This window comes from Antrihabitans cavernicola (assembly GCF_008297975.1).
Taxonomy (GTDB): Bacteria; Actinomycetota; Actinomycetes; order Mycobacteriales; family Mycobacteriaceae; genus Antrihabitans; species Antrihabitans cavernicola.
This window is the reverse complement of the sequence record NZ_VLNY01000009.1, coordinates 54,347-79,177: the sequence shown is the minus strand read 5'-3', so window position 1 is coordinate 79,177 and position 24,831 is coordinate 54,347. Positions and strand designations below refer to the sequence as shown.

Below are 24,831 nucleotides of genomic sequence, written 5' to 3'. Positions count from 1 at the left end.
TCGCATAGGCTGGACCGGTTGCTCGCGGGTCGTTATGCCCGCAATTCGGCAGTGAACCTCAGTGGTGGCATCAAAACCGCTGGTAGGCGCTGTCCGGGTGGTGACATGACCATGTTCGTCGGGTCGGAAATCCGGCGGACATCGAATTCTCGATCAGCGCTCACGCGTGCCGTCGAGGTTCGAACTTCAAGCCAGGTCAAGGAGAATTGAGTGATTCAGCAGGAGTCGCGAGTGCGCGTCGCTGATAACACGGGAGCCAAGGAAATCTTGTGCATCCGCGTTCTCGGTGGCTCGTCGCGCCGCTATGCCGGGATCGGCGACGTCATCGTCGCCACAGTGAAAGACGCCATCCCCGGCGGCAACATCAAGAAGGGTGAGGTCGTCAAGGCCGTCATCGTGCGCACCGTCAAGGAGCGTCGTCGCCCGGACGGTTCGTACATCCGCTTCGACGAGAACGCAGCCGTTCTCATCAAGCCGGACAACGACCCCCGTGGTACCCGCATCTTCGGCCCCGTCGGCCGTGAGCTGCGTGAGAAGAAGTTCATGAAGATCGTTTCGCTCGCCCCGGAGGTGCTGTGATGAAGGTGCACAAGGGTGACACCGTTCTCGTCATCTCGGGTAAGGACAAGGGCGCGAAGGGCAAGGTCATTCAGGCCTACCCCGCGACCGAGAAGGTCCTGGTCGAAGGCGTGAACCGAATCAAGAAGCACACACCGGTCTCTGCGAACCAGCGCGGCGCATCCTCGGGCGGCATCGTCACCCAGGAAGCCCCGATCCATGTGTCGAACGTGGCTGTCGTCGACTCGGACGGCAACTCCACTCGCGTGGGTTACCGCACCGACGACAACGGCAAGCGGGTTCGGATCTCCCGTAAGAGCGGGAAGGACATTTGATGACTACCACAGAAAATGCAGCGAACACCAAGGTTCAGCCTCGACTGAAGGCGCGCTACCGCGCCGAGATCAAGGACGCGCTGAACGCAGAGTTCAACTACGCCAACGTCATGCAGATCCCCGGCGTCGTCAAGGTTGTCGTGAACATGGGTGTCGGCGACGCCGCCCGTGACGCGAAGCTGATCAACGGTGCGGTCAACGACCTCGCCCTGATCACCGGCCAGAAGCCCGAGATCCGCAAGGCTCGTAAGTCCATCGCGCAGTTCAAGCTCCGCGAAGGCATGCCGATCGGCGCGCGCGTCACGCTGCGCGGCGACCGGATGTGGGAGTTCCTCGATCGTCTTGTCTCCGTTGCGCTTCCGCGTATCAGGGACTTCCGCGGTCTGTCGCCGAAGCAGTTCGACGGCAACGGCAACTACACGTTCGGGCTCAACGAGCAGTCGATGTTCCATGAAATCGACGTGGACAAGATCGATCGGCCGCGCGGTATGGACATCACCGTCGTGACCACGGCTACCAACAACGAAGAAGGCCGTGCGCTGCTCAAGCAGCTCGGCTTCCCGTTCAAGGAGAACTGAGCATGGCGAAGACAGCGCTGGTCAACAAGGCCAACAAGAAGCCCAAGTTCGCGGTTCGCGCATACACGCGCTGCCAGCGGTGCGGTCGTCCGCACGCTGTCTACCGCAAGTTCGGCTTGTGCCGCATCTGCCTCCGGGAGATGGCACACGCCGGCGAGCTGCCGGGTGTGCACAAGAGCTCCTGGTAAGCGCACCTGCGAAACCGAAGGTCACCTTCCTGCCGTTAGACGGTGGGAAGGTGACCTTCGGTCGTTGGGGGCGTCGCGCTATCCCGGATACGTTCCCGCGGTGAATGCGCCTTTCACCGTCAGCGATTTGCCGAACGTGCCGGTCGGGATGTCGTAGGCGGACACCGATGTGTCGAGATTGAGCAGCGTCGCCCAGTACGCCTCGTCCTTCGCGTAGTACTGACCGATCAACGGGTTCCATGCCGGCAGCCATGCGCCGTCGGCCACGGTGGTGATGTAGGCGGTCTTACCATCACCGGAGAAGCCCGCGTACACGGCGCCGCCCTGCGTGGGGATGGTCCGCACGATTGCTCCGGTAGCAGTGTCGGCGACGATGATGTTGTTCGCCTGGTAATTGCAGATCCAGATTTGTCGGCCGTCCGGGGTCAGTGTCGCCGAAATCGGCCCGTCGGAAATTGCGGTCGGGATTACGTATTTCACTCGCCAGGATTGCGTGTCGACCGCTGTGACGCCGCCGAAGAAGTTCACCGAATAGAAGGTTCGGCCGTCAGTGCTGGTGGCGCCCCAGCCGCCGGCGGTGCCGTCGAGAAATATCGGCGGCGCGAGTGGTGCGCCGCTGGCGGTGTCGTATTTCGTTCCGAACCCGGCGGAGTTGACCGTGTAGAACTGCTTGTCGTCCGGCGACAACTCCACATGACCGATGCTCGGCGGAAGCCACAACGGGATCGTCCGCACGACCGCGAGTGAATGCGTGTCGATCACCTGCATGACCGAGGCCGCGGTCGGCACGTAGAGATAGCGGCCGTCGTGCGACAGCTGGATCACGCAGTACGAAGCCAGCAGCGTCGGTATCCGCGTGATGACCGATCGGCTCGCGACGTCGATCACCGAGATGTACGAGGAGAACGGTCCGAAGTTGGCGACGAAGAGCCTGGAGTGATCAGGAGTCTCTTCTTTGATCACGAGAGGGTGATCGCCGGCGTTCGGAATCGTCGTCTCGATCTGCATGGTTGCCGGGTTTATGGCAATGATCGAATCGTTGCCGTAATTCGGCAGCCAGATCGGTCCGGCGGCACCACTCGAACTTCCCGGAATGGACGGATTGGCCGAAGCGATGGCCGGCAGTCCGACAAAAGAGACCATTGCCGTCAACATCAGGCATAAAACCGCGCGGTAGTTCAGAGACAACGACCGTATTTGCACGCCAAACAGGCTAACTCCGCTGAAACCTGCCACGCAGACAATTCGCTGAAAATTTGCCATTTCGGGGTAGCGGATCGACGCAGCGGCGTCGATCGGACTGCCGCCCGTCGTATCGACGGCGTAACAAGGGTCATTCGGGACATATCGTCGTACCCGAGGCGGTCGGCGTAGTCGATTTGGCCCCTAGCGCCGAGTTCTCTACACTAGAGCGGTTGCCTGGGCACAGCTGTGCCTGCAGGTGGCACGAACTCATGCCGATCGGCAACTGTCGATCGGACCAGCCGAATTGTTGTAGGCCCACGATCCGTGCGCAAGTGCGGATGTTGAATGGGAACCGCAACGAGAAAGGTGTCGAGGTCGAACCATGACCATGACCGATCCCATTGCAGACTTTTTGACACGTCTGCGCAACGCCAACTCGGCGTTCCACGATGAGGTGAAGCTTCCGCACAGCAAGATCAAGGCGAACATCGCCGAGATCCTGAAGCGTGAGGGCTACATCTCCGACTTCCGCACAGAGGACGCCGAGGTGGGCAAGACCCTCATCGTCGACCTCAAGTACGGCCCGAGCCGCGAGCGCAGCCTCGCCGGCGTGCGCCGTGTCTCGAAGCCCGGCCTTCGCGTATACGCGAAATCCACCAACCTGCCCAAGGTCCTGGGCGGCCTCGGCGTGGCGATCATTTCCACGTCGACCGGTCTGCTCACCGATCGTCAGGCGGCCAAGCAGGGAGTAGGCGGGGAAGTCCTCGCCTACGTCTGGTAGGGGAGGCCACACCATGTCGCGTATTGGAAAGCTTCCTGTCACCGTCCCCGCGGGCGTTGACGTCAACATCGATGGCCAGAAGGTCGCGGTCAAGGGCCCCAAGGGCGCCCTGGAACTGACCGTCGCCGAGCCGATCGCCGTTGCCAAGGACGAGAGCGGCGCCATCAGCGTCACCCGTCCCGACGACGAGCGTCGCAGCCGCGCGCTGCACGGCCTGACCCGCACCCTGGTGCAGAACCTGGTCACCGGTGTGACCCAGGGCTACACCACGAAGATGGAGATCCACGGCGTCGGTTACCGCGTCGCACTCAAGGGCAAGGACCTCGAGTTCGCACTCGGTTACAGCCACCCGGTTCCGATCGAGGCACCCGACGGCATCACGTTCGCCGTCGAGACGCCCACCCGGTTCTCGGTCTCCGGCATCGACAAGCAGAAGGTCGGCCAGATTTCGGCCAACATCCGCAGGCTGCGTCGCCCCGACCCGTACAAGGGCAAGGGCGTGCGGTACGAGGGTGAGCAGATCCGCCGCAAGGTCGGAAAGACGGGTAAGTGATATGAGCCAGACTGCAAACCAGAAAGCCAAGCGCATTCCGCTGGGCAAGGATGCGTCCACCACGCGTCGTCTGTCGAAGACGCGTCGTCATTTCCGCTTGCGCAAGAAGGTTTCCGGCACCGCGGATCGTCCGCGCCTCGTCGTGAACCGTTCCTCGCGCCACCTCCATGCACAGCTGGTGGACGACCTGACCGGTCGCACCCTGGCAGCAGCGTCGACCATCGAGGCCGACGTCCGTGCATTCGAGGGCGACAAGTCGGCCAAGGGTGCCAAGGTCGGTCAGCTCATCGCTGAGCGCGCCAAGGCAGCCGGCGTCGAGGCCGTGGTCTTCGACCGCGGTGGCCACGACTACCACGGCCGCATCGCGGCCCTGGCAGACGCGGCCCGCGAGAGCGGATTGAAATTCTAATGAGCACGAAGTCGAACGGAAGGAAAGCCTGATGCCGGGACGTCAAAGGCGTGACGGCGGAAGCGGACCCGCCGGAGCAAACGGTCCAAGCACCGATAACAACAACAACCGCGGTGGCGACAACCGCGGGGGTCGCGGTGGCCGCGACAACGGTCGCGGAGCGCCCGCCGAGAAGAGCAATCATCTCGAGCGCGTCGTTGCGATCAACCGTGTGTCCAAGGTGGTCAAGGGTGGTCGACGCTTCAGCTTCACCGCCCTCGTCATCGTGGGTGACGGCAACGGCCTGGTCGGTGTCGGATACGGCAAGGCCAAGGAAGTTCCCGCCGCCATCCAGAAGGGTGTCGAGGAGGCTCGCAAGAGCTTCTTCCGCGTCCCGATGATCGGCTCCACCATCGTCCACCCGGTTCAGGGTGAGGCGGCGGCCGGTGTCGTCATGCTGCGTCCGGCCAGCCCGGGTACCGGTGTCATCGCCGGTGGCGCATGCCGTGCAGTCCTGGAATGTGCGGGAATCCACGACATCCTCGCCAAGTCGCTCGGTAGCGACAACGCGATCAACGTCGTCCACGCCACCGTTGTTGCGCTCAAGAGCCTGCAGCGCCCCGAAGAGGTTGCGGCTCGCCGTGGCCTCACCGTCGAGGAAGTGGCACCGGCCGGAATGCTGCGTGCACGTGCACAGGCAGCAGCAGCTGGGAGTGTGAAGTAATGGCTGACATTCGCGTCACCCAGATCAAGAGCACCATCGGCACCAAGCAGAACCAGCGCGACAGCCTGCGCACTCTCGGACTGCGCAAGATCCGCCAGTCCGTCGTCCGTGAGGACAACGCGCAGAACCGTGGCCTGGTCAATGTTGTGCGCCACCTCGTGACAGTTGAGGAGGTCTGATATGACCATCAAGTTGCACCATCTCAAGCCTGCCCCGGGTGCCAAGTCCGACAAGATCCGTGTCGGCCGTGGTGAAGGTGGCAAGCGCGGTAAGACCGCGGGTCGCGGTACCAAGGGCACCAAGGCGCGTAAGAACGTGCCAGCGGCGTTCGAGGGTGGACAGATGCCCCTGCACATGCGGCTTCCGAAGCTCAAGGGCTTCACCAACCCGTTCCGTACCGAGTACCAGGTCGTCAATGTCGGCGACATCGCCCGACTGTTCCCCAAGGGTGGACAGATCGGTGTCGAGGAACTCGTCGCAGCAGGCGCGGTCCGCAAGAACCAGCTCGTGAAGGTTCTGGGCGACGGCGAACTGACGGTCTCCGTTCAGGTGACCGCGAACAAGTTCACCGGTTCCGCGAAGGAAAAGATCACGGCAGCCGGTGGCACCACCACCGAGCTGGCCTGACAGCTTGATCTGATGGCCGTGCGGCAGCCCTGTGCTGCCGCACGGCCATCGAAGCAAGTACCGTCGGATAGCTCGTCGGGTCGGCGCACCAGGCGCCACTGTTAGAGTTCAAGAGTTGTCTGTCCAGACGTACCGGCGAATAGCTCAGTCCAACGAGCCGATTCGCGGTTACGTCGCTCGCCAGGAGGATTAGTGCTTTCCGCCTTCGTGTCGGCCTTCAGGACCCCGGACTTGAGGCGGAAGATCCTCTTCACGCTGGGGTTGGTTGCCCTGTACCGCTTCGGCGCGGCTCTGCCGTCGCCCGGCGTCGACTACAAGAACGTCAAAGCCTGTATCGACCAGGTTTCCGGTGGCGATTCGGCTGGCATCTACCAGCTGATCAACCTCTTCTCCGGCGGCGCGCTGCTACACCTGTCGGTCTTCGCGATCGGCATCATGCCGTACATCACGGCGAGCATCATCGTCCAGCTGCTGACGGTCGTCATTCCCCGGTTCGAGGAACTCCGCAAGGAGGGCCAGTCCGGTCAAGCGAAGATGACCCAGTACACGCGCTACCTGTCGATCGCGCTGGCAATTCTGCAGGCCACCGGCCTCGTCGCCCTCGCCGCTCGCGGTCAGTTGCTGCAAGGCTGTGAACAAGACATCATCGCCGACGAGAGCATCTTCGGCCTGATCATCATCGTGCTGGTCATGACCGCCGGCGCCGCGATGGTCATGTGGTTCGGCGAACTGATCACCGAGCGTGGCGTCGGCAACGGCATGTCGCTGCTGATCTTCGCCGGTATCGCATCGCGCATTCCGTCCGAGGGCAAGGGCATCCTCGACAGCCGCGGCGGCCTGGTCTTCGGGCTGGTCTGTGTTGCGGCCCTCGCGATCGTGACCGCCGTCGTCTTCGTCGAGCAAGGCCAGCGCCGCATTCCTGTGCAATACGCGAAACGCATGGTCGGCCGCAAGATGTACGGCGGGTCGTCGACCTATCTGCCGCTCAAGGTCAACCAGGCCGGTGTCATCCCGGTGATCTTCGCGTCGTCGCTGCTGTATCTGCCGAACTTGGTTGCTCAGCTGACCAACTCGAACACCGCGGCCAATCCCAGCTGGTGGCAGAAGATTATCCAGCAATACCTGGTGAACCCGGGTAACCCCGTCTATATCGCCATCTACTTCGGCTTGATCGTCTTCTTCACGTATTTCTATGTCGCGATCACCTTCAACCCGGAGGAACGCGCCGACGAGATGAAGAAGTTCGGCGGCTTCATTCCCGGTATTCGACCGGGTAGGCCGACGGCGGATTACCTCCAGCACGTCCTGAGTCGAATCACTCTGCCCGGCTCGATCTACCTGGGTATCGTCGCCGTACTGCCGAACCTGTTCCTCGACATCGGCTCGTCGGGTGGTGCGCAGAACCTGCCGTTCGGCGGTACTGCGGTACTCATCATGGTGAGCGTCGGGTTGGACACCGTGAAGCAGATCGAAAGCCAGTTGATGCAGCGTAACTACGAAGGGTTCCTCAAGTGAGACTCGTATTGCTTGGTCCCCCCGGTGCCGGAAAAGGCACGCAGGCCGACCTGTTGTCGGAGAAGCTCGGCATTCCGCACATCTCGACGGGTGACCTCTTCCGGGCCAACATCGGCCAGGAAACACCGGTCGGTCTCGAGGCGAAGAAGTACCTCGACGCCGGCGATCTGGTGCCGAGCGAGATCACCAATCGCATGGTGCAGGCGCGCGTTGTCGAGCCCGACGCGGTCAACGGCTTTCTGCTCGACGGCTTTCCGCGCACGGTCGATCAGGCCGAGGCGCTCGAAGGCATCCTCGCCGATCTGAACACCAAGTTGGATGCGGTGCTCTCGTTGGTGGTCGACGAAGACGTGGTCGTCGAGCGCATGCTCGCCCGCGGTCGCGCCGACGACAGCGAGGACGTAATCCGCAACCGCCTTCGGGTCTACCGCGACGAGACCGCTCCGCTGCTCGATCACTACGACGGTCTCGTTGTTTCCGTGGACGGCATCGGCGAGGTCGACGAAGTCAACAAGCGCGCTCTGGCTGCAATCGGCAAGTGATGGCTTTCGGCCGCAAGCGGAAGGTCGTCCCGTTCCGCACAGCAGGTGAGCTCGATGCGATGGCCGCGGCCGGCGCGATCGTCGGAGCCGCTCTGGTTGCCGTTCGCAAAGCGGCTGTACCCGGCGTTTCGACGCTGGAACTCGATCGCATTGCCGAGCAGGTCATCCGCGACGCCAACGCGGTGCCGTCGTTCCTCGGCTATCACGGATTCACCGGCTCGATCTGCTCGTCGGTGAACGACCGTGTGGTGCACGGGATTCCGTCCGCCACCGAGTTGCTGGCCGAAGGCGATCTGGTGTCGATCGACTGCGGCGCCATCCTCGACGGGTGGCACGGCGACTCGGCGTGGACCTTCGGTGTCGGCCAGATCATCGAGGCCGACCAGCTACTCAGCGATGCCACGCGCACCTCGATGGAGGCAGGCATCGCCGCGATGCTGCCGGGCAATCGGCTGACCGATGTGTCGAACGCTATCGAGCAGGGCACCTACGCTGCCGAGGCGAAGGACGGACGCAAGTACGGGATCGTCGACGGCTACGGCGGTCACGGCATCGGTCGCGAAATGCATATGGAACCGTTCCTCGCAAACGAGGGTGCACCCGGTCGTGGTCCGGATCTGGTGATCGGGTCGGTGCTGGCGATCGAACCGATGCTCACGCTCGGTACGACGCAGACCGAGACTCTCGACGACGACTGGACTGTGGTCACCACCGACGGCACGCGTGCTGCCCACTGGGAGCACACAGTTGCTGTCACCGAAAACGGTCCGCGGATTCTCACGCTGCGACCGGAGTAGTTCGCTGCGCGAAACGTTCTGTTTCGCGCATTCGACGTAGTAGTCATGAAGGCTCGCGCGATCGTAGGGATTCTTTCCGGGTTGATTGCCGCCGGTGTGGTTGCGGGAGCCGGCAACGCCGCCGCAGATCCGGTCGTCACGTCGTTTCCGCTGTCGAGTACCGGATTCACGGGCGACCCGTGGCCGATCAGCACCGAAACGGTCACCGCGACGACCGGTCAGGTTCCGGGTCGCACGGTGTTCGACGTGACTCCGATGTGCAACGCATTCAACCCGAGCCTCTGCATGTCGGCGCATGTGATGGACGTGCACTGGGTGAATCTGTCGACGGGCGCTGCCGGAACCACCCCTGTCGGCCCGTTTCACACGATGATCTACCCGCCGGGAGTGTTCACCGGCGCCGGCCAGATCGTGGCAACGGTGACCTGGAGCGACGGGGCAAGCACGCTCGTGCCGGGATTCGAAACGTTCGCTGCGACGTGATCGTCAGAGCTCGACGAGGATGGTCACCGGGCCGTCGTTGACCAGACTGACCTGCATGTGTGCGCCGAAGACTCCTGTCTCGACGGTCGCTCCGAGCTTGCGTAATTCGGTCGCGAAGGCGTCGACCAGTGGTTCGGCGATCGCGCCGGGCGCCGCAGCCGACCAGCTCGGCCGCCGCCCCTTCGCCGTGTCCGCGTAGAGGGTGAACTGGCTGACCACCAGAATCGGTGCATTCAGATCGGCCGCCGACCGTTCGCCGTCGAGAATCCGCAACGACCAGACCTTCCGGGCGAGAGCAGTTGCAATCGCGTCGGTGTCGGAATGCGTGACGCCGACCAGCACCACCAAACCTTGTCCGTCGGGTTCGATCCTGCCGACTACCCGGCCCTCGACGCTGACCGACGCCGAACTCACCCGCTGTACCAGTGCTCGCATCGCTCCGATGGTGCACCACAGGGAATCTCACGCACGCATCGGTGGTTGGGCGAAGTATGGCTGACATCGATTTGGGGAAGTACGGAGTATGGCGGCACTACGGCGGATTTACGCCGGAGTCGGCAGCGGAGATCGAGCGGCTGGGTTACGGCACGTTGTGGCTCGGCGGCTCACCGGGAAACGAACTGGAGATGGTCGAACCGTTGCTGCAGGCGACGACCACGTTGAAGGTCGCGACCGGCATCGTCAACATCTGGAGCACGTCCGCCAAGGCGATCGCGGAGTCGGTGCATCGGATCGACGCGAAGTACCCTGGCCGGTTCTTGCTGGGAGTCGGCGTCGGGCATCCGGAAGCGACGGCCGAATATCGCAGCCCGTACCAAGCGCTCGTCGACTATCTCGACGAGCTGGATCAGCACGGCGTGCCTGCCGACCGGCGGGTGCTGGCGGCGCTGGGGCCGAAGGTGCTGACGCTGTCCACGGCAAGGGGAGCCGGTGCGCACCCCTATCTGACGACGCCCGAACACACCCGCGAGGCGCGCGAGATTCTCGGGACCGAAGCAATTCTGGCGCCCGAGCAGAAGGTCGTTCTCGACGATCACGCCGATGCCGCGCGCGCGATCGGCCGCAAGACCGTCGACAATCCGTACCTGCACCTGAAGAACTACGTGAACAACTTGAAGCGGCTCGGATTCACCGACGCGGACATCGCCGACGGCGGCAGTGACCGACTGATCGACGCACTGGCTCTGCACGGCAGCGCCGCCCAGATCGCAGCAGGTCTCCGCGCGCATATCGACGCAGGCGCCGATCACGTCGCGATCCAGGTGCTGCCGCCGAAGGACAGCCCGATCCCGACCTTGAGCGCGCTCGCCGAGGTGCTGTTTCCCCATTGATCACGAGTAGAAGGTGGCGATCCGCGAGTGGATTGCCACCTTATGCTCGTGATCAGCGCAAAGGGGAGCGGCAGGCGGCATTTGGCCTGGTGGGTAAATTCCCGTAAAGTGGATCAACGGTGCGCTCTGCGCGCCGGTTGTCTGCGTGCCCGATCCAGGTTCTTCCTGACCCGGCCTACGTTCTGCGGCCGGTGGATCGAGCCAGTGCGCATCACCGTAACGGAAACAGCTGCAACCAACCAGGGTTTACGAGCCAGGATCGCGGAGGATATGGCGAAGAAGGACGGGGCCATCGAAGTCGAGGGCCGAGTAGTCGAACCCCTGCCCAATGCGATGTTCCGCATTGAGCTCGAGAACGGCCACAAGGTACTCGCGCACATCAGCGGAAAGATGCGTCAGCACTACATTCGCATCCTTCCCGAAGATCGGGTGGTCGTTGAGCTTTCGCCCTACGACCTTTCGCGCGGGCGCATCGTTTACCGCTACAAGTAAGCCTTCTCGGCCGTTTCGGCCGGGGACAACTGTGCCCATGATCAGTGGGCACGACAAACAGGAGATTGGACAGACGTGAAGGTTCAGCCGAGCGTCAAGAAGATCTGCGAAAAGTGCAAGGTGATTCGTCGTAACGGGCGAGTCATGGTGATCTGCGAGAACCTGCGCCACAAGCAGCGTCAGGGCTAGCTAGCACCACCCGAGTACCGATCGCGATCGGCTTGGCAAGAAGTAAGAAGTGTTAGACCGTGACGACCTGCAAGCAGTCGTCACAGAAGACCTCCCAGAGCCATCCGCACACACAGTGCGGATCACCCCCGGACCGGAGGCCGGGGCCCCACAAGACGAGGGGACGGACTGGGAGAAAACCTCCAACAGCGATAAGGAAAATGCCACATGGCACGTCTTTCGGGTGTTGATCTGCCCCGCGAAAAGCGGATGGAGATCGCACTGACCTACATCTACGGCATCGGCCGTACCCGCTCCAAGGAAATCCTCAGTGCAACCGGCGTCAACCCGGACCTGCGCAGCAAGGATCTGAACGACGAGGATCTCGCGAAGCTTCGCGACTTCATCGAAGGTTCGGATCTCAAGGTCGAGGGTGACCTTCGCCGCGAGGTGCAGGCGGATATCCGTCGCAAGATCGAGATCGGCTGCTACCAGGGTCTTCGCCACCGTCGTGGTCTGCCCGTTCGTGGACAGCGCACCAAGACCAACGCGCGTACCCGTAAGGGCCCCAAGCGCACCATTGCCGGCAAGAAGAAGGCGAAGTAATGCCCCCCAAGACACGGACCAGCGGTCCGAAGAAGACTCAAAAGGCGCGTCGCAGGGACAAGAAGAACATCCCGCTCGGCAACGCTCACATCAAGAGCACCTTCAACAACACGATCGTCTCGATCACCGACCCCAACGGCAACGTCATCTCGTGGGCGTCGTCGGGCCACGTCGGCTTCAAGGGCTCGCGCAAGTCGACTCCGTTCGCGGCCCAGCTCGCTGCGGAGAACGCTGCCCGCAAGGCCCAGGAGCACGGTGTCAAGAAGGTCGACGTGTTCGTGAAGGGTCCCGGCTCCGGCCGCGAGACCGCGATTCGTTCGCTGCAGGCTGCCGGACTCGAAGTCGGCACCATCTCTGATGTCACCCCCCAGCCGCACAACGGCTGCCGTCCGCCCAAGCGTCGTCGCGTCTAGCGGGAAGGAAGAAAAACAATGGCTCGTTATACCGGACCCATCACCCGCAAGTCGCGTCGTCTGCGCGTCGACCTCGTCGGAGGCGACCAGGCGTTCGAGCGTCGCCCCTACCCGCCCGGCCAGCACGGTCGCGCGCGGATCAAGGAGAGCGAGTACCTGCTCCAGCTGCAGGAGAAGCAGAAGGCTCGCTTCACCTACGGCGTCATGGAGAAGCAGTTCAGCCTGTACTACAAGGAGGCCAACCGCCTCAAGGGTAAGACCGGCGAGAACCTGCTGACCATTCTCGAGACCCGTCTCGACAACGTCGTGTACCGCGCCGGACTTGCTCGCACGCGCCGCCAGGCTCGTCAGCTCGTCAGCCACGGCCACTTCTTGGTCAACAACAAGAAGGTCGACATCCCCAGCTACCGCGTATCGCAGTACGACATCATCGATGTCAAGGAGAAGTCGCTGGCGACGCTGCCGTTCCAGATTGCCAAGGAGACCCAGGGCGATCGCCCGGTCCCCGGCTGGCTGCAGGTCATCGGTGGCCGGCTGCGGATCCTGGTTCACCAGGTTCCCGAGCGTGCGCAGATCGATGTTCCGCTCCAGGAACAGCTGATCGTCGAGTACTACTCGAAGTAAGGCATACGGCCGTGCGTGAAGTTGGGTGCCAGAGCACCCGACTTCACGCACGGCGGCGTAGCCGCACAAACGTGGGCGTCAAATAGCGGACGTCCGTACAGGAGGAAACACACATGCTCATTTCGCAGCGACCGACATTGACCGAAGAGGTCCTTGCTGACGACCGTTCGAAGTTCGTCATCGAGCCGCTCGAGCCTGGCTTCGGCTACACACTCGGCAACTCGCTCCGCCGCACGCTGCTCTCGTCGATCCCCGGCGCTGCTGTCACCAGCATCCGCATCGACGGCGTCCTGCACGAATTCACCACCGTCCCCGGTGTGAAGGAAGATGTCACCGACATCATCCTGAACCTCAAGGGTCTCGTCGTGAGCTCCGAAGAGGACGAGCCGGTCACCATGTACGTCCGCAAGCAGGGCCCCGGCGCTGTCACCGCAGGCGACATCGTGCCCCCGGCCGGCGTCACCGTGCACAACCCGGACATGCACATCGCCACCTTGAACGACAAGGGCAAGCTCGAGATCGAGCTGGTCGTCGAGCGCGGTCGCGGCTACGTCCCGGCTGTTCAGAACAAGGCGTCCGGCGCCGAGATCGGCCGCATCCCGGTCGACTCGATCTACTCGCCGGTGCTCAAGGTGACCTACAAGGTCGAGGCCACCCGCGTCGAGCAGCGCACCGACTTCGACAAGTTGATCCTCGATGTCGAGACCAAGAACTCCATCACCGCACGGGATGCGCTGGCTTCGGCCGGTAAGACCCTGGTGGAGCTGTTCGGTCTCGCTCGTGAGCTGAACGTCGAAGCCGAAGGCATCGAGATCGGACCCTCGCCCGCCGAGGCCGATCACATCGCATCCTTCGGGCTGCCGATCGAGGATCTGGATCTCACTGTCCGGTCGTACAACTGCCTCAAGCGCGAGGGTGTTCACACCGTCGGCGAGCTGGTTGCCCGCACGGAGTCCGACCTGCTCGACATCCGCAACTTCGGGCAGAAGTCCATCGACGAGGTGAAGGTCAAGCTGCATTCGCTGGGCCTCTCGCTCAAGGACAGCCCCGCGTCGTTCGACCCGTCGCAGGTTGCCGGATACGACGCCGTCACCGGCACCTGGAGCGACACCGACGCCGGTGCGTTCCACGATGCCGAGGGCACCGACCAGGATTACGCCGAGACCGAACAGCTGTAATCAGCTCACTGGGTCCTTACTAGGAGATTTGAAATGCCCAAGCCCAAGAAGGGTGCTCGCTTCGGCGGGTCGGCTTCGCACCAGAAGGCGATTTTCGCCAACCTGGCAACCGCGCTGTTCGAGCACGGCCGCATCACCACCACCGAGTCCAAGGCAAAAGCGCTGCGTCCGTACGCGGAAAAGCTCGTCACCCATGCCAAGGCAGGCACGCTCGCGCATCGCCGCGAGGTGCTGAAGGTGATCCGCAACAAGGACGTCGTGCACGCCCTGTTCGCGGAGATCGGCCCGTCGTTCGCGGACCGTGACGGTGGCTACACCCGGATCATCAAGACCGTCCCCCGCAAGGGTGACAACGCTCCGATGGCCATCATCGAGCTGGTCCGTGAGAAGACGGCCTCCAACGAGGCGACTCGCGCAACCCGCGCGGCCGCGTCCAAGAAGGCGACTGCGGCTGCCGCAGCCGACGATCAGAACGTGGTTGCGGCCGTCGAGGCCGACGCCACCGAGGCCGAGGTTGCCAACGCCGACGCCGTCGCCGAGGGTGTCACGGACGAGTCCAGCGCAGCTGCCGCCACCGAGCTTCCCGCCGGTGCGCACGCTCCGCTGGAAGACGGTTCGCAGCCGGAAGGTTTCCCGATCAAGGGCAACGCCGACTCGAAGCTGTACCACGTCCCGGACAGCCGTTTCTACAACTCGACCGTCGCGGAGATCTGGTTCGCGACTGCCGACGACGCGGAGGCCGCAGGCTACCTGCTGCCGCCGTCGCAGCGTGAGTCCTAGTCACTAGGCACTGATGCTGTCGGAAGACAACACCGACGACGAGCCCGTCACCGAGAACATCGGTGGCGGGCTCGTTGCTGCTGGTACCCGCCTGCGACTCGACATCGCCTACGACGGAACAGATTTCTCCGGCTGGGCTCGCCAGCCCGACCTGCGCACCGTGTGCGGTGTGCTCGAGGATGCGTTGAGCCGGGTGCTCCGCGAGCCGCTGCTGCTGACCGTCGCCGGACGTACCGACGCAGGCGTGCACGCGCAGGGGCAGGTGGCGCATGTCGATGTCAGTTCCGTGCCGGACGACTTCGATCGCCTGGTGCACCGGCTCGCACGATTGTTGCCGCCGGACGTGCGGATCACCCGAATCTCTGTTGCCCCAACCGCGTTCGATGCGCGATTCTCTGCGATTCGACGTCACTACGAGTACCGTTTCAGCACAGCGCTGTCCGGTGCCGATCCGCTGGAAGCTCGGAGTGTGGTCAGTACGCGCAGGCCGTTGAACATCGACGCCATGCAGACGGCGTCCACCGGAATGCTCGGCCTGCACGATTTCGCCGCCTACTGCCGACGCAAAGAGAATGCGACGACCATCCGTGAACTGCAGCGTTTCGAGTGGGTGCAGGTTGGGGATCGGCTTACCGCGCACGTGAGCGCGGACGCGTTCTGTTGGTCGATGGTGCGAAGTCTGATCGGCGCGGTCCTTGCCGTCGGTGAGGGGCGTCGAACGCCGGAATGGGCGATCGGCCTGCTCGACGAGCGGCAGCGCTCCAGCAGCGTGTTGGTCGCTCCCGCACTGGGATTGAGCCTGGTTCGGGTCGACTACCCGGCCGACGACGATCTTGCCGCGCGCAATGCCGAGACGCGTGATGTGCGGCCTGCGTTGCCCGGGTGCTGCGGCTGAGCTCGAGGGTTGGGGCACAATCGAGGACATGCCCAGCAGCTCACCGGATCTATCGCCCACTCTCGCCATCATCGGCGGTAGCGGCTTCTACGACTTCTTCGGCTCCGACGCTCGCAGCGTGGATGTGGAGACGCCGTACGGCAGCCCGAGTGGTTCGATCACCATCGGCATGGTCGGCGAGCGGACGGTGGCCTTTCTGCCGCGGCACGGCGCGAAGCATCAGTTCTCGCCGCACACCGTGCCGTATCGCGCGAACTTGTGGGCCTTGCGATCACTGGGTGTGCGACGCATTTTCGCGCCGTGCGCGGTGGGAAGCCTGACGCCCGAACTCGGCGCGGGTTCCATCGTCGTACCCGATCAGCTGGTGGATCGGACATCCGGGCGCGATCAGACGTATTTCGATGCAGGCGGCGTTCATGTGTCGTTCGCCGATCCCTATTGTCCCGAACTGCGTTCGGCTGCTGTGCAATCCGGCGGCGATGACGGCGGAACCATGGTGGTCGTGGAAGGCCCGCGCTTCTCCACGCGCGCCGAGAGCCAGTGGTTTGCAGCGCAAGGTTGGCGCTTGGTGAACATGACCGGCCACCCGGAAGCTGTTCTCGCACGCGAGCTCGAAATGTGTTATGCCGCAATTGCCCTGGTGACCGACCTGGACGCAGGCGTGGAAGCAGGTGCAGGCGTGCGGGCTGTCGATGTGTTCGCCGAATTCGAGCGCAACATCGGACCGTTCAAGTCGCTGGTGAGTCGGGCTGTCGCCGCGGTCGATGGTGACGACACCTGCGAGCACTGCAGAGTTCACGACGGCGTGACCCTTCCGATCGAACTGCCGTAGGAGAAACGCATGCGAGTACTGCTCACGGGCGCAGCGGGTTTCATCGGAGCACATGTCCATTCTGCGCTGATCGACGCGGGGCACGACGTCGTCGCGCTCGATGCGCTGATCGCATCGGCTCACGGTGAGGATCCGTCTGTGCCGAACGGCCTGCGACGCAGCGATGTTCGCGATGGTGCTGCTCTCGACGATGCCTTGCAGGGGGTCGACGTCGTGTGCCATCAGGCTGCTGTCGTCGGGGCAGGCATCGGTGCGCAAGATGCGCCTGCCTACGCCAGTCACAACGATTTCGGTACGGCAGTACTACTCGCGGCGATGGATCGCGCGGGCTGCCACAGGCTGGTGCTGGCGTCGTCGATGGTGGTCTACGGCGAGGGGCGCTACCGGAGCGCAACGTCCGGAACGGTGGAGCCTCTCCCTCGTCGCCGCGAAGACCTCGACAACGGCATCTTCGACAATGTCGATCCAGCGACGGGAGAGACCCTCACCTGGGAATTGGTCGACGAGGACGCGCCGCTGCGGCCGCGAAGTACCTACGCCGCAAGCAAGGTTGCGCAGGAGCACTACGCGCTGGCATGGGCCGCCGCGGTGGGCGGCAGCGTGGTGGCGTTGCGCTATCACAATGTCTACGGCGATCAAATGCCAAGGGACACGCCGTATTCCGGTGTCGCCGCAATGTTCAGGTCGGCGTTGGAGGCGGGTCAGCCACCTCGCGTGTACGAAGATGGATTGCAAGCGCGCGACTTCGTGCACGTCACTGATGTGGCAGCAGCGAACCGGGCTGCTGTGGAGGCGCAGCTCGACGGGTTCGTTCCGCTCAACGTGTGCTCCGGTCATCCGATCACGATCGGCGAGGTTGCTGCGACGCTGTCCGAACGCTGCGGTGGTCCTGCACCCGTCGTCACCGGGCAGTATCGATCGGGCGACGTGCGCCATATCGTCGCGAGCGCGCAGCGCGCATCCGGGCTGATCGGCTTCACAGCACAGGTGTTGCCGACTGACGGTCTCGCTGATTTCGCGACGGCACCGCTGCGTGAAGCGTCAGGGCATTCGGCACCTCAAGTGTGATCACGGTGTCCAGGCTGGTGCCGGAATCTTGTTGATCTGCTTGCGATATCGAGTGAACAGTCGTGGGTTGTCCATTGCGAACGTGGCAACCACGCGATCCTCTCTTTCGTAGACCACAGTGAACGAAGCCGATTTCGCGTCGCCGTCGACGAAGCGAACGTCGTCCGTGTATTGCCGATGACCCGCGAACTGAAGCATCTTGCCGTACTGGTTCGACCAGAAATACGGTGCGGGCGTGGGGATCTGCGGTGCCTCCATAATCCGTCGTGCAGCGATCTGTGCCTGCACGGTGGCGTTTGTCCAGTGCTCGCTGCGGTGATAGGCGCCGAGCACGGTGTCGAAGGTGCGAGCGCAGTCGCCAATGGCGTAGATACCGGGAACTGCTGTTGCACAGAGTGAATCGGTCACGAAGCCGTTGTCGATGCCGAGGCCGGATTCTGCTGCCCACTCGACGTTGGGAATGGCCCCGATCCCGATGACCACCACGTCCGCGGGCAGTTCTGTTCCGTCGCCCAAGATCACCGCTGTCACCCTGTCGTCGCCGACCAGTCGTTCCACGGCGGCGCATGTCAACAGTCGAACGCCGTGCGCTTCGTGCTGTGCGACGCAGATTTCGGCAACGGTCGGGCCGAGTACCCCAGCCAGCGGCGCGGTCGTCGCTTCGACGATCGTCACGTCCAAACCGCGGGCCACCGCTGTGGATGCCACTTCCGCACCGATGAAGCCTGCCCCGATGACGACGACGGTGCGGGCAGTCGACAGCGAGAGTCGCAGTGCCTGAGCATCATCGAACGTGCGCAGGGTGTGGACACCCGCAAGTTCGCCTGCCCCGATCAAGGTCCGAGCCCGCGCACCCGTCGCGATGATCGCGACGTCCGCGGCGATGGTGGTTGCGTCGTCGAGTGTCACTTCGCGGCGGCCGTCGTCCGTCGCGCCGAGTGCGACGGCGCGACGGCCCAACAGCCATCGGGCGTCGAGTTGAGTGGCCTCGCCTGCGGCGTCGTCGAGCAGCACCACCTGGTTGTCGTCGACGCCGTGCAGAAAGTCTTTCGACAGCGGTGGACGGTCGTAGGGCATGTGCAGCTCGTCCCCGACGACCGCGATGGTGCCGGTAAAGCCCTCGGTGCGCAGTGCCCGGACAGCGGACAGTCCTGCGAGCGATGCGCCGACAACGACGACGGACCGCGGAACGGTCATGGCAACGGCGGTAGTTGCAACACGACGACGCCCTCGACCACGGACACCGCATGCGTGCGGACGGCCACCTTGGCGGGAGGGCCGGTGACGGCGCCGGTGCGCAGATCGAAGCACGAGTCGTGCAAGGGGCACTCCACGGTGCAGTTCTCCACCCAGCCGTCGGCCAGCGACGCGTCTTGATGTGTGCAGGTGTCGTCGATTGCGAAGAGCCCGTCCTCGGTGTGGAAGACGGAGATCTTCGGGTGACCCGGAGCGGCCACGGTTACCACTTCGCCTACGGGCAGGTCGGCGAGATTGCAGACAGCGGCTGTCGAGACATCGACTGGAATAGCAATGGTGGTCATTCGTGTCCTTCGAACGGGCGGTTCATCTGGTGTTGCACCCATTGCAACAGACGCTTTCTACGCAACAGCGTGCCTGTTCGCGGTTTCGGCGTCAAGGCCGAATCAGCTGTGTCGTGTGGCTAGGGATAAGCGGTGTTCTCGATGGCTCGATAGCCGGTGCGATGGGCTTGGGCCGGTGGACCTGTGCGTGGTGGCGATACGCAACGATCTCGGCATCATCTGTCTCGCACCTAGACAGACAGCACCTGCCGATGGACTTCCGGCAGTGAGGCACTGTGCGGATCTAGCTACGGATCGTCGTCCTCGGATTCGTTTGCCCCTTCGATGGCTGCTTTGACGGCTCGGTCGAGTAGCTCTTCTGGGTGGTGGCAGTGGTTGATTCTCGGCTTCTGTTCCGGATCGATATGTTTGGGTGCAATCCACAGAGTTCGGCCAGGGAATTCATGGTCATCCCCGGCTTTGATGGTTTTCCACCCGGTTTCTGTTTTCGTGACCAGGGCGTGGCAGCCGTCGCAGGCGAAGGTTTCGTTCTCGATATCGGTTTTGCCGTCGTCAGCCCATTCTTCGGGGTGATGGACCGCGCAGAGCGATGGTGGCTTGTCGCATCGGGGTTTGGTGCACCCCCTATCGAAGGGGATCAGGACAAGGCGTTGTTCTCCGCTGGCGAGGCGGCTGGTTCTGCCGAGGTGTAGCGGTCGGCCGGCGTGGTCGAAGATCGCCAACCACGGTCGCGTCTTTTCCGCCATTTTCAGTGCGTCGGAGACGGGGATACGGCCACCGGTCGCGGTGGTCGCGACTCCGGCGGCTTCTTCGAGCTGATCGAGGGTCATGGTGATGATCGCGGTGACGGGGAGTCCGCGGTGGCTGCCTGATACGCCGGATTCCAACGCGATTTCGCAGATCCGTTTGAGCGCATCATGGTTGCGTTGGGCGGCGGTTCTGACGTCTTTCGTGGCGGCGTCGGCGGGATCGGCCGGGTTCGGATCGTCGGGGTTGTTCATCCCGGGCCGGGCGTGCTTCGCCAACAACGCATCCAGCAGGGCCCGCGCGGTGGGGTCGATGCACCCGGACACCGGTGACATCAAATCCGGTCCTTGCGGTCCGATCCGAAACGCCCGTCGTCGGGCCCGGTCGCGGTCGTCGGTGAGCTTGCCGTCCGGATCGAGGTAGCTCAACAGTCGGTCACCGGCTTTGCGAACGTCCTCGGGTGTCCCGTCCCTCGCGCACTCGGCGAGGATCTTTTCCGCTTCGTCCCGATGCGCTCTAGGTAAGGCGGCGGGAACGTCGTGCATGACGGCTGCGATCTTGCGGGCATGCTCGGGGCTGATGTCACCGCCCTGTTGTGCTGTGGAGGTTGCGGGCAGATCGACCGGAATCGGGTGTCCGCCGACGTCGTGCCAGGTACCCAGCTTCTTTGCCGCGGTGACGCGACCGGTGGCATCGGAGCGGGACAGCCGCAACACGTCTTGCAGATACGACGCGGTCGAGGTGCACCCGGCTCGGCGTGGGATGGAGCGTTCTTCGGTTTCGACGAGGGCTTTGGTGAAGAACGCGGCGAGTTGGCGGGTGCACCGCTCGGCCATCCGCAGAACCTCGGTCACCTGGTCGTCGGAGTAGCGGGTCAGGTCGTCATCGAGCACCGCGGACACGTCAGCAGCGAGTGCTGCGACAGGTCCTTCGGTGATCGAATGCATGTGCTAATTCTAGCGGCACCCACCGACACGAAATATCCTGAAACTGTTGGGGCTCAATGGGTTAGCGCGAGCACTCGACCTTCGTGATCACGAGCAAATGGTGGCAATTTTCGCGATTTTGGCAACCCATCTACTCGGTGTCGCCGTGGAGTGGACGCCACACGAAAAGTGGCCGCCCTCCCGGATTGCGGGAGGAAGGCCACTGTGCTGCGACAGGGCAGTTGGGAACACAGGCCGATGGCTCACGCGCAGAATTGCGGCGTGCTCCAGCGGTTGACAAGCGCCTTCACGCAGGTCACGCTTTTGTAGCGCAATATGGCAACAGTTGCGCATTACGCAACATGTGGAGGTCTGGTGGCGCAGCCCAAGGTAGTTGTCATCGGTGCGGGCATCGTCGGGACGTCGCTCGCGGACGAGATCACGCAGCGCGGCTGGACCGATGTGACCGTGCTCGATCGAGGCCCGCTGTTCGCGACAGGCGGCTCAACATCGCACGCACCCGGGCTCGTGTTCCAGACCAATCCGTCCAAGACCATGTCCGAGTTTGCGCGCTACACGGTCGAGAAGTTCGGCGCGCTCGAGCATCCCGATGGCTGGTGCTTCAACGCGGTGGGCGGCCTCGAAGTTGCGACGACACCGGAGCGGTGGACCGACCTGCATCGCAAGGCGGGGTGGGCGCAGTCGTGGGGGATCGGCGGGCGACTGCTCGATCCTGCCGAGTGTGCGCACCTGCATCCGCTGCTCGATTCGGATCGCATTCTCGGCGGCTTCCACACCCCGACCGACGGTTTGGCGAAGGCTGTGCGGGCAGCCGAAATCCAGGCGCAGCGCGCCAGCGCACGCGGCGCCACCTTTCGTCCGCACCAGGACGTGATCGAGATCGTGCACAGCGGCGGGAAGGTCACCGGAGTGCGCACCGCGACCGATGTGTTCGACGCCGACGTCGTTGTGTGTGCCGCCGGATTCTGGGGCGCTCAACTGGGAAAGCAAGTGGGGCTGACTATTCCGCTGGTCCCGATGGCCCATCAGTACGCAAAGACAGGGCAGGTGCACACGCTGGTCGGCCGCAATTCCGATCTTGCCGAGGTAGGCCTGCCGATCCTGCGGCACCAGGATCAGGATCTCTATTTCCGCGAACACGGCGACCGCATCGGCATCGGCTACTACGGGCACAAGCCGATGCCGGTGGACATGACGACGCTGCTGGCGGATACGGCCGACGAGGCGATGCCGTCGATGCTGCCGTTCACCGACGACGACTTCGCTCCGGCCTGGCGGGAAAGTCGAAAGCTGTTGCCGGTGCTCGGCGAATCGAAACTGGACGAAGGATTCAACGGGATCTTCTCGTTCACCCCCGACGGCATGTCGATCATGGGAGAGCATCGCGAGCTGTCCGGATTCTGGGTGGCGGAAGCAGTCTGGGTCACGCATTCGGCGGGTGTCGCGAAGGCGATGGCCGAGTGGATAGTCGAAGGCGCACCGCACACCGACGTTCACGAATGCGACCTGTACCGATTCGAAAAGCCCGCGCTGAGTGACGATTTCATTCTCGAGACCAGCTCGCAAGCTTTCGTCGAGGTCTACGACATCATCCATCCGCATCAGTTCCGTGAGAAGCTCCGTGGCTTGCGTACCAGCCCCTTCTATTCGCGGGAGCAGGAGCTGGGCGCCTTCTTCTTCGAGGGCGGCTGCTGGGAGCGGCCGGCGTGGTATGAGTCGAATGCGATACTGGTGCAACAACTCCGCGATCGAGACGTGCGGTTCCAACAGCGAGACGGCTGGTCGGCGCGGTTCTATTCGCCCATCTCGATCGCGGAGTCGGTGTGGACACGCGAGCACGTTGCGATGTTCGACATGACGCCGCTGACTCGATACGAGGTCGCCGGTCCGGGCGCGCTCGCATTTCTGCAGCACCTGACGACCAACAACCTCGACAAATCCGTCGGTTCCGTGACCTACACGCTGATGCTCGACGAAAGCGGTGGCATCCGAAGCGATCTGACGGTGGCGCGCCTGGACGAGACCACGTTCCAGGTCGGCGCCAACGGACCACTCGACTTCGACTGGTTCGCGCGACATCTGCCCGACGACGCCACTGTGACCTTGCGAGACATCACCGGTGGCACCTGCTGCATCGGATTGTGGGGACCCGCAGCGCGCGACGTCGTCGCACCGCTGTGCACGGGGGACATCTCGCACGAGTCGTTCAAATATTTCCGCGCGCTGCAGACGTACATCGGCGCCATTCCGGTCACGATGATGCGGGTGTCCTACGTCGGCGAACTCGGCTGGGAGATCTACACGACGTCGGAATACGGTGCCGCGCTGTGGGATCTACTCTGGGCGGCCGGCCGTGAGCGCAACATCATCGCCGCCGGACGCATCGCGTTCAACAGTCTTCGGATCGAAAAAGCTTACCGATCCTGGGGTGCGGACATGACAGTCGAGCACACGCCTGCCGCCGCCGGCGTCGATTTCGCCGTACGGATGAACAAGGCCGATTTCGTCGGCAAGGCAGCGCTGGAGAGTGCGGGCGAGCCCGCGAAGCGGCTGCGCAGCATAGTGTTCGACGATCCCGACGCCGTCGTGCTCGGAAAGGAGCCCGTTCGGATCGACGGATCGACGGCAGGCTATGTGACCAGCGCAGGCTACTCGGCGACCATCGGCCGCACCATCGCCTACGCGTGGTTGCCGGCGGACGTGGCCGTCGGTGCCGCGGTGTCGGTCGACTTCCTCGGCGAAGGCCACACCGCAACCGTGCACACCGAACCGGTTGTCGATCCGGAGATGTCGCGGATTCGGAGGTAGGCGTGACGACGAGCGAGACCGCGCTGGTCTCTACCCTCGCGGGCAGGTATTACTACGACGATACGGTGTTCGCAGCGGAGCAGGAACGCATCTTCGAGGCGATGTGGTTCTGCGCTGTCCGCAGCAGCGATCTGGCGAATGCGGGTGCCTTCAAGGCTGTGCAGGTCGGACGCGAGAGCGTGCTGGTGGTACGTGGCCGCGACGGCGCCGTTCGCGCGTTTCTCAACGTCTGCCGCCACCGCGGCGCTCGTATCTGCACCGATGAGTCTGGTCAGGTTCGACGAAACCTGCAGTGCCCCTATCACGCCTGGACGTACGGACTCGACGGCAAGCTGATCGCGGCACCCAACATGTCAGCGCTCACCGATGCCGACGGCGCCGAGATCGATCGCGTCGCATACGGCCTGATACCTGTCGCCTTGCGAGAGTGGTTGGGCTACGCCTGGGTGTGCTTGGCGGACGATCCGCCGTCGTTCGTGGACACCGTGATCGGTTCCGTCACCACACGTTTAGGCGATCCCGCGGCCGTCGACCGCTATGACATCGACAGTCTGCATGTGGGCAAACGCGTCGTCTACGACGTCGCCGCCAACTGGAAGTTGATAGTCGAGAACTTCATGGAGTGCTATCACTGCGCCACCATTCACCCCGAGCTCACCGAGGTGTTGCCCGAGTTCGCGGACGGCCTCGCCGCGCAGTACTTCGTCGGACACGGCGCCGAGTTCGGTTCCGACATAGCCGGTTTCACGATCGACGGCTCCGCCGGATTCGATGTACTACCGGGTATCTCGCTGGATCAGGACCGCCGCTACTACGCGATCACCGTGCGACCGACCGTGTTCGTCAACCTGGTACCCGATCACATCATCTTCCACCGAATGTTCCCCATGGCACCGGACCGCACGGTCGTCGAATGCGACTGGCTCTACGCCCCCGACATCGTTTCCGAAGGCCGAGACGTGTCCAAGTCCGCCGAGCTGTTCCATCGTGTCAACGAGCAGGACTTCGCTGCCTGTGAGCGCACCCAGCCTGCGATGTCGTCGCGGGCCTACCGCGACGGCGGCGTTCTGGTGCCTGCCGAGCACCACATCGCCGAGTTCCACAGTTGGCTGGTCGGGATGATCGAAACAGGCATAGCGTGAGCGGG

General features: G+C 63.5%; 32 protein-coding genes. 27 read left to right on the top strand and 5 right to left on the bottom strand.

What is annotated here, in order from left to right:
* Positions 1-210 precede the first annotated feature (210 nt).
* The 4 genes from rplN to FOY51_RS18495 are packed head-to-tail and all read left to right on the top strand — an operon-like array spanning position 211 to position 1,659.
* Positions 211-579 carry a 50S ribosomal protein L14 gene (gene rplN, locus FOY51_RS18510; protein WP_149431743.1) on the top strand — a complete coding sequence of 123 codons (369 nt, stop codon included), beginning with the start codon at positions 211-213 and terminating at the stop codon, positions 577-579.
* Positions 579-893, top strand: a complete 315-nt coding sequence (gene rplX, locus FOY51_RS18505) for a 50S ribosomal protein L24 (protein WP_149431742.1) — start codon at positions 579-581, stop codon at positions 891-893. Before rplN ends, rplX begins: the two co-directional genes overlap by 1 nt.
* A complete protein-coding gene (gene rplE / locus FOY51_RS18500; RefSeq protein ID WP_149431741.1) occupies positions 893-1,471 on the top strand; it encodes a 50S ribosomal protein L5 in 579 nt (192 codons plus the stop codon). Before rplX ends, rplE begins: the two co-directional genes overlap by 1 nt.
* Positions 1,472-1,473: 2 nt before the next feature.
* Positions 1,474-1,659 (top strand): type Z 30S ribosomal protein S14, encoded by a 186-nt coding sequence (locus tag FOY51_RS18495; protein WP_149431740.1) that lies wholly within the window; start codon positions 1,474-1,476, stop codon positions 1,657-1,659.
* A gap of 78 nt (positions 1,660-1,737) precedes the next feature.
* Here FOY51_RS18495 and FOY51_RS18490 read toward each other — a convergent pair whose 3' ends face one another.
* Complete coding sequence (locus FOY51_RS18490; RefSeq protein ID WP_149431739.1) at positions 1,738-2,802, bottom strand: YncE family protein; 1,065 nt, start codon at positions 2,800-2,802, stop codon at positions 1,738-1,740.
* A gap of 424 nt (positions 2,803-3,226) precedes the next feature.
* On the opposite strand from FOY51_RS18490, the gene rpsH reads away from it, so the two are divergent.
* From rpsH to FOY51_RS18440, 10 genes are all read left to right on the top strand, one after another.
* Positions 3,227-3,625: a 30S ribosomal protein S8 gene (rpsH, locus tag FOY51_RS18485; RefSeq protein WP_149431738.1), complete on the top strand. Its 399-nt coding sequence runs from the start codon at positions 3,227-3,229 to the stop codon at positions 3,623-3,625.
* 13 nt (positions 3,626-3,638) lie between these two features.
* Positions 3,639-4,178 (top strand): 50S ribosomal protein L6, encoded by a 540-nt coding sequence (gene rplF, locus FOY51_RS18480; RefSeq protein WP_149431737.1) that lies wholly within the window; start codon positions 3,639-3,641, stop codon positions 4,176-4,178.
* 1 nt (position 4,179) lies between these two features.
* A complete protein-coding gene (gene rplR / locus FOY51_RS18475) occupies positions 4,180-4,587 on the top strand; it encodes a 50S ribosomal protein L18 (RefSeq protein WP_149431736.1) in 408 nt (135 codons plus the stop codon).
* A gap of 31 nt (positions 4,588-4,618) precedes the next feature.
* Complete coding sequence (gene rpsE, locus FOY51_RS18470; protein ID WP_149431735.1) at positions 4,619-5,290, top strand: 30S ribosomal protein S5; 672 nt, start codon at positions 4,619-4,621, stop codon at positions 5,288-5,290.
* The gene (gene rpmD / locus FOY51_RS18465; RefSeq protein ID WP_149431734.1) at positions 5,290-5,469 is read left to right on the top strand and encodes a 50S ribosomal protein L30; all 180 of its coding nucleotides are present in this window, start codon (positions 5,290-5,292) and stop codon (positions 5,467-5,469) included. The genes rpsE and rpmD overlap by 1 nt, the downstream gene beginning before the upstream one ends.
* A 1-nt stretch (position 5,470) precedes the next feature.
* Positions 5,471-5,917, top strand: coding sequence for a 50S ribosomal protein L15 (gene rplO, locus FOY51_RS18460; protein WP_149431733.1), 447 nt, complete (start codon positions 5,471-5,473; stop codon positions 5,915-5,917).
* Positions 5,918-6,109: 192 nt separating this feature from the next.
* Positions 6,110-7,432, top strand: a complete 1,323-nt coding sequence (gene secY, locus FOY51_RS18455) for a preprotein translocase subunit SecY (RefSeq protein WP_149431732.1) — start codon at positions 6,110-6,112, stop codon at positions 7,430-7,432.
* On the top strand, positions 7,429-7,974 hold the full coding sequence (locus tag FOY51_RS18450) for an adenylate kinase (RefSeq protein ID WP_149431731.1): 546 nt from the start codon (positions 7,429-7,431) through the stop codon (positions 7,972-7,974). The genes secY and FOY51_RS18450 overlap by 4 nt, the downstream gene beginning before the upstream one ends.
* Positions 7,974-8,771: a type I methionyl aminopeptidase gene (gene map, locus FOY51_RS18445; RefSeq protein ID WP_149431795.1), complete on the top strand. Its 798-nt coding sequence runs from the start codon at positions 7,974-7,976 to the stop codon at positions 8,769-8,771. The genes FOY51_RS18450 and map overlap by 1 nt, the downstream gene beginning before the upstream one ends.
* Before the next feature lie 45 nt (positions 8,772-8,816).
* Positions 8,817-9,254, top strand: a complete 438-nt coding sequence (locus FOY51_RS18440; protein WP_149431730.1) for a hypothetical protein — start codon at positions 8,817-8,819, stop codon at positions 9,252-9,254.
* Between the two features lie 3 nt (positions 9,255-9,257).
* Here FOY51_RS18440 and dtd read toward each other — a convergent pair whose 3' ends face one another.
* Entirely contained in the window at positions 9,258-9,689 is a 432-nt protein-coding gene (dtd, locus tag FOY51_RS18435) for a D-aminoacyl-tRNA deacylase (RefSeq protein ID WP_149431729.1), read from the bottom strand.
* 56 nt (positions 9,690-9,745) lie between these two features.
* On the opposite strand from dtd, the gene FOY51_RS18430 reads away from it, so the two are divergent.
* The 11 genes from FOY51_RS18430 to FOY51_RS18380 all read left to right on the top strand — a co-directional run bounded on the left by FOY51_RS18430 (position 9,746) and on the right by FOY51_RS18380 (position 17,641).
* Entirely contained in the window at positions 9,746-10,585 is an 840-nt protein-coding gene (locus tag FOY51_RS18430; RefSeq protein WP_149431728.1) for an LLM class F420-dependent oxidoreductase, read from the top strand.
* A 270-nt stretch (positions 10,586-10,855) separates the two neighbouring features.
* Complete coding sequence (infA, locus tag FOY51_RS18425) at positions 10,856-11,077, top strand: translation initiation factor IF-1 (protein ID WP_003418601.1); 222 nt, start codon at positions 10,856-10,858, stop codon at positions 11,075-11,077.
* 75 nt (positions 11,078-11,152) lie between these two features.
* The gene (gene rpmJ / locus FOY51_RS18420; protein ID WP_003938068.1) at positions 11,153-11,266 is read left to right on the top strand and encodes a 50S ribosomal protein L36; all 114 of its coding nucleotides are present in this window, start codon (positions 11,153-11,155) and stop codon (positions 11,264-11,266) included.
* Positions 11,267-11,473: 207 nt separating this feature from the next.
* Positions 11,474-11,851 carry a 30S ribosomal protein S13 gene (gene rpsM, locus FOY51_RS18415; RefSeq protein ID WP_149431727.1) on the top strand — a complete coding sequence of 126 codons (378 nt, stop codon included), beginning with the start codon at positions 11,474-11,476 and terminating at the stop codon, positions 11,849-11,851.
* Positions 11,851-12,264, top strand: a complete 414-nt coding sequence (gene rpsK, locus FOY51_RS18410) for a 30S ribosomal protein S11 (protein ID WP_149431726.1) — start codon at positions 11,851-11,853, stop codon at positions 12,262-12,264. Before rpsM ends, rpsK begins: the two co-directional genes overlap by 1 nt.
* An 18-nt stretch (positions 12,265-12,282) precedes the next feature.
* Positions 12,283-12,888, top strand: a complete 606-nt coding sequence (rpsD, locus tag FOY51_RS18405; protein WP_149431725.1) for a 30S ribosomal protein S4 — start codon at positions 12,283-12,285, stop codon at positions 12,886-12,888.
* 113 nt (positions 12,889-13,001) lie between these two features.
* The gene (locus FOY51_RS18400) at positions 13,002-14,066 is read left to right on the top strand and encodes a DNA-directed RNA polymerase subunit alpha (RefSeq protein ID WP_149431724.1); all 1,065 of its coding nucleotides are present in this window, start codon (positions 13,002-13,004) and stop codon (positions 14,064-14,066) included.
* 33 nt (positions 14,067-14,099) lie between these two features.
* Entirely contained in the window at positions 14,100-14,846 is a 747-nt protein-coding gene (gene rplQ / locus FOY51_RS18395; protein ID WP_149431723.1) for a 50S ribosomal protein L17, sunset domain variant, read from the top strand.
* A gap of 13 nt (positions 14,847-14,859) precedes the next feature.
* Positions 14,860-15,741 carry a tRNA pseudouridine(38-40) synthase TruA gene (truA, locus tag FOY51_RS18390; RefSeq protein WP_149431722.1) on the top strand — a complete coding sequence of 294 codons (882 nt, stop codon included), beginning with the start codon at positions 14,860-14,862 and terminating at the stop codon, positions 15,739-15,741.
* 28 nt (positions 15,742-15,769) lie between these two features.
* Positions 15,770-16,573 carry an S-methyl-5'-thioadenosine phosphorylase gene (locus FOY51_RS18385; protein WP_149431721.1) on the top strand — a complete coding sequence of 268 codons (804 nt, stop codon included), beginning with the start codon at positions 15,770-15,772 and terminating at the stop codon, positions 16,571-16,573.
* 9 nt (positions 16,574-16,582) lie between these two features.
* Positions 16,583-17,641 carry an NAD-dependent epimerase/dehydratase family protein gene (locus tag FOY51_RS18380; RefSeq protein WP_149431720.1) on the top strand — a complete coding sequence of 353 codons (1,059 nt, stop codon included), beginning with the start codon at positions 16,583-16,585 and terminating at the stop codon, positions 17,639-17,641.
* Here the strand turns inward: FOY51_RS18380 and FOY51_RS18375 are convergent, their stop codons facing one another.
* The 3 genes from FOY51_RS18375 to FOY51_RS18365 all read right to left on the bottom strand — a co-directional run bounded on the left by FOY51_RS18375 (position 17,642) and on the right by FOY51_RS18365 (position 20,876).
* Positions 17,642-18,838, bottom strand: a complete 1,197-nt coding sequence (locus FOY51_RS18375) for an NAD(P)/FAD-dependent oxidoreductase (RefSeq protein ID WP_149431719.1) — start codon at positions 18,836-18,838, stop codon at positions 17,642-17,644.
* Positions 18,835-19,182, bottom strand: a complete 348-nt coding sequence (locus FOY51_RS18370) for a bifunctional 3-phenylpropionate/cinnamic acid dioxygenase ferredoxin subunit (RefSeq protein ID WP_149431718.1) — start codon at positions 19,180-19,182, stop codon at positions 18,835-18,837. The genes FOY51_RS18375 and FOY51_RS18370 overlap by 4 nt, the downstream gene beginning before the upstream one ends.
* A 287-nt stretch (positions 19,183-19,469) precedes the next feature.
* A complete protein-coding gene (locus FOY51_RS18365; RefSeq protein ID WP_149431717.1) occupies positions 19,470-20,876 on the bottom strand; it encodes an HNH endonuclease signature motif containing protein in 1,407 nt (468 codons plus the stop codon).
* A 354-nt stretch (positions 20,877-21,230) separates the two neighbouring features.
* Here FOY51_RS18365 and FOY51_RS18360 point away from each other — a divergent pair, with 354 nt between their 5' ends.
* Positions 21,231-23,684, top strand: a complete 2,454-nt coding sequence (locus FOY51_RS18360) for a GcvT family protein (protein WP_371830466.1) — start codon at positions 21,231-21,233, stop codon at positions 23,682-23,684.
* A 2-nt stretch (positions 23,685-23,686) separates the two neighbouring features.
* The gene (locus FOY51_RS18355) at positions 23,687-24,826 is read left to right on the top strand and encodes an aromatic ring-hydroxylating oxygenase subunit alpha (protein ID WP_149431715.1); all 1,140 of its coding nucleotides are present in this window, start codon (positions 23,687-23,689) and stop codon (positions 24,824-24,826) included.
* Positions 24,827-24,831 lie beyond the last annotated feature (5 nt).

Bases quoted from the DNA above. Each gene is read 5' to 3' on its own strand.
- rpsK (WP_149431726.1), top strand. From the start codon at position 11,851: ATGCCCCCCAAGACACGGACCAGCGGTCCGAAGAAGACTCAAAAGGCG.
- FOY51_RS18380 (WP_149431720.1), top strand. From the start codon at position 16,583: ATGCGAGTACTGCTCACGGGCGCAGCGGGTTTCATCGGAGCACATGTC.
- rpsH (WP_149431738.1), top strand. From the start codon at position 3,227: ATGACCATGACCGATCCCATTGCAGACTTTTTGACACGTCTGCGCAAC.
- FOY51_RS18375 (WP_149431719.1), bottom strand. From the start codon at position 18,838: ATGACCGTTCCGCGGTCCGTCGTCGTTGTCGGCGCATCGCTCGCAGGA.
- dtd (WP_149431729.1), bottom strand. From the start codon at position 9,689: ATGCGAGCACTGGTACAGCGGGTGAGTTCGGCGTCGGTCAGCGTCGAG.
- truA (WP_149431722.1), top strand. From the start codon at position 14,860: ATGCTGTCGGAAGACAACACCGACGACGAGCCCGTCACCGAGAACATC.
- infA (WP_003418601.1), top strand. From the start codon at position 10,856: ATGGCGAAGAAGGACGGGGCCATCGAAGTCGAGGGCCGAGTAGTCGAA.
- rplO (WP_149431733.1), top strand. From the start codon at position 5,471: ATGACCATCAAGTTGCACCATCTCAAGCCTGCCCCGGGTGCCAAGTCC.
- rplF (WP_149431737.1), top strand. From the start codon at position 3,639: ATGTCGCGTATTGGAAAGCTTCCTGTCACCGTCCCCGCGGGCGTTGAC.
- FOY51_RS18400 (WP_149431724.1), top strand. From the start codon at position 13,002: ATGCTCATTTCGCAGCGACCGACATTGACCGAAGAGGTCCTTGCTGAC.
- FOY51_RS18370 (WP_149431718.1), bottom strand. From the start codon at position 19,182: ATGACCACCATTGCTATTCCAGTCGATGTCTCGACAGCCGCTGTCTGC.
- FOY51_RS18495 (WP_149431740.1), top strand. From the start codon at position 1,474: ATGGCGAAGACAGCGCTGGTCAACAAGGCCAACAAGAAGCCCAAGTTC.
- rpsD (WP_149431725.1), top strand. From the start codon at position 12,283: ATGGCTCGTTATACCGGACCCATCACCCGCAAGTCGCGTCGTCTGCGC.
- FOY51_RS18365 (WP_149431717.1), bottom strand. From the start codon at position 20,876: ATGCATTCGATCACCGAAGGACCTGTCGCAGCACTCGCTGCTGACGTG.
- rplE (WP_149431741.1), top strand. From the start codon at position 893: ATGACTACCACAGAAAATGCAGCGAACACCAAGGTTCAGCCTCGACTG.
- rplR (WP_149431736.1), top strand. From the start codon at position 4,180: ATGAGCCAGACTGCAAACCAGAAAGCCAAGCGCATTCCGCTGGGCAAG.
- rpsE (WP_149431735.1), top strand. From the start codon at position 4,619: ATGCCGGGACGTCAAAGGCGTGACGGCGGAAGCGGACCCGCCGGAGCA.
- FOY51_RS18385 (WP_149431721.1), top strand. From the start codon at position 15,770: ATGCCCAGCAGCTCACCGGATCTATCGCCCACTCTCGCCATCATCGGC.
- rpsM (WP_149431727.1), top strand. From the start codon at position 11,474: ATGGCACGTCTTTCGGGTGTTGATCTGCCCCGCGAAAAGCGGATGGAG.
- FOY51_RS18430 (WP_149431728.1), top strand. From the start codon at position 9,746: ATGGCTGACATCGATTTGGGGAAGTACGGAGTATGGCGGCACTACGGC.
- FOY51_RS18440 (WP_149431730.1), top strand. From the start codon at position 8,817: ATGAAGGCTCGCGCGATCGTAGGGATTCTTTCCGGGTTGATTGCCGCC.
- rpmD (WP_149431734.1), top strand. From the start codon at position 5,290: ATGGCTGACATTCGCGTCACCCAGATCAAGAGCACCATCGGCACCAAG.
- map (WP_149431795.1), top strand. From the start codon at position 7,974: ATGGCTTTCGGCCGCAAGCGGAAGGTCGTCCCGTTCCGCACAGCAGGT.
- FOY51_RS18490 (WP_149431739.1), bottom strand. From the start codon at position 2,802: ATGGTCTCTTTTGTCGGACTGCCGGCCATCGCTTCGGCCAATCCGTCC.
- rplQ (WP_149431723.1), top strand. From the start codon at position 14,100: ATGCCCAAGCCCAAGAAGGGTGCTCGCTTCGGCGGGTCGGCTTCGCAC.
- rplX (WP_149431742.1), top strand. From the start codon at position 579: ATGAAGGTGCACAAGGGTGACACCGTTCTCGTCATCTCGGGTAAGGAC.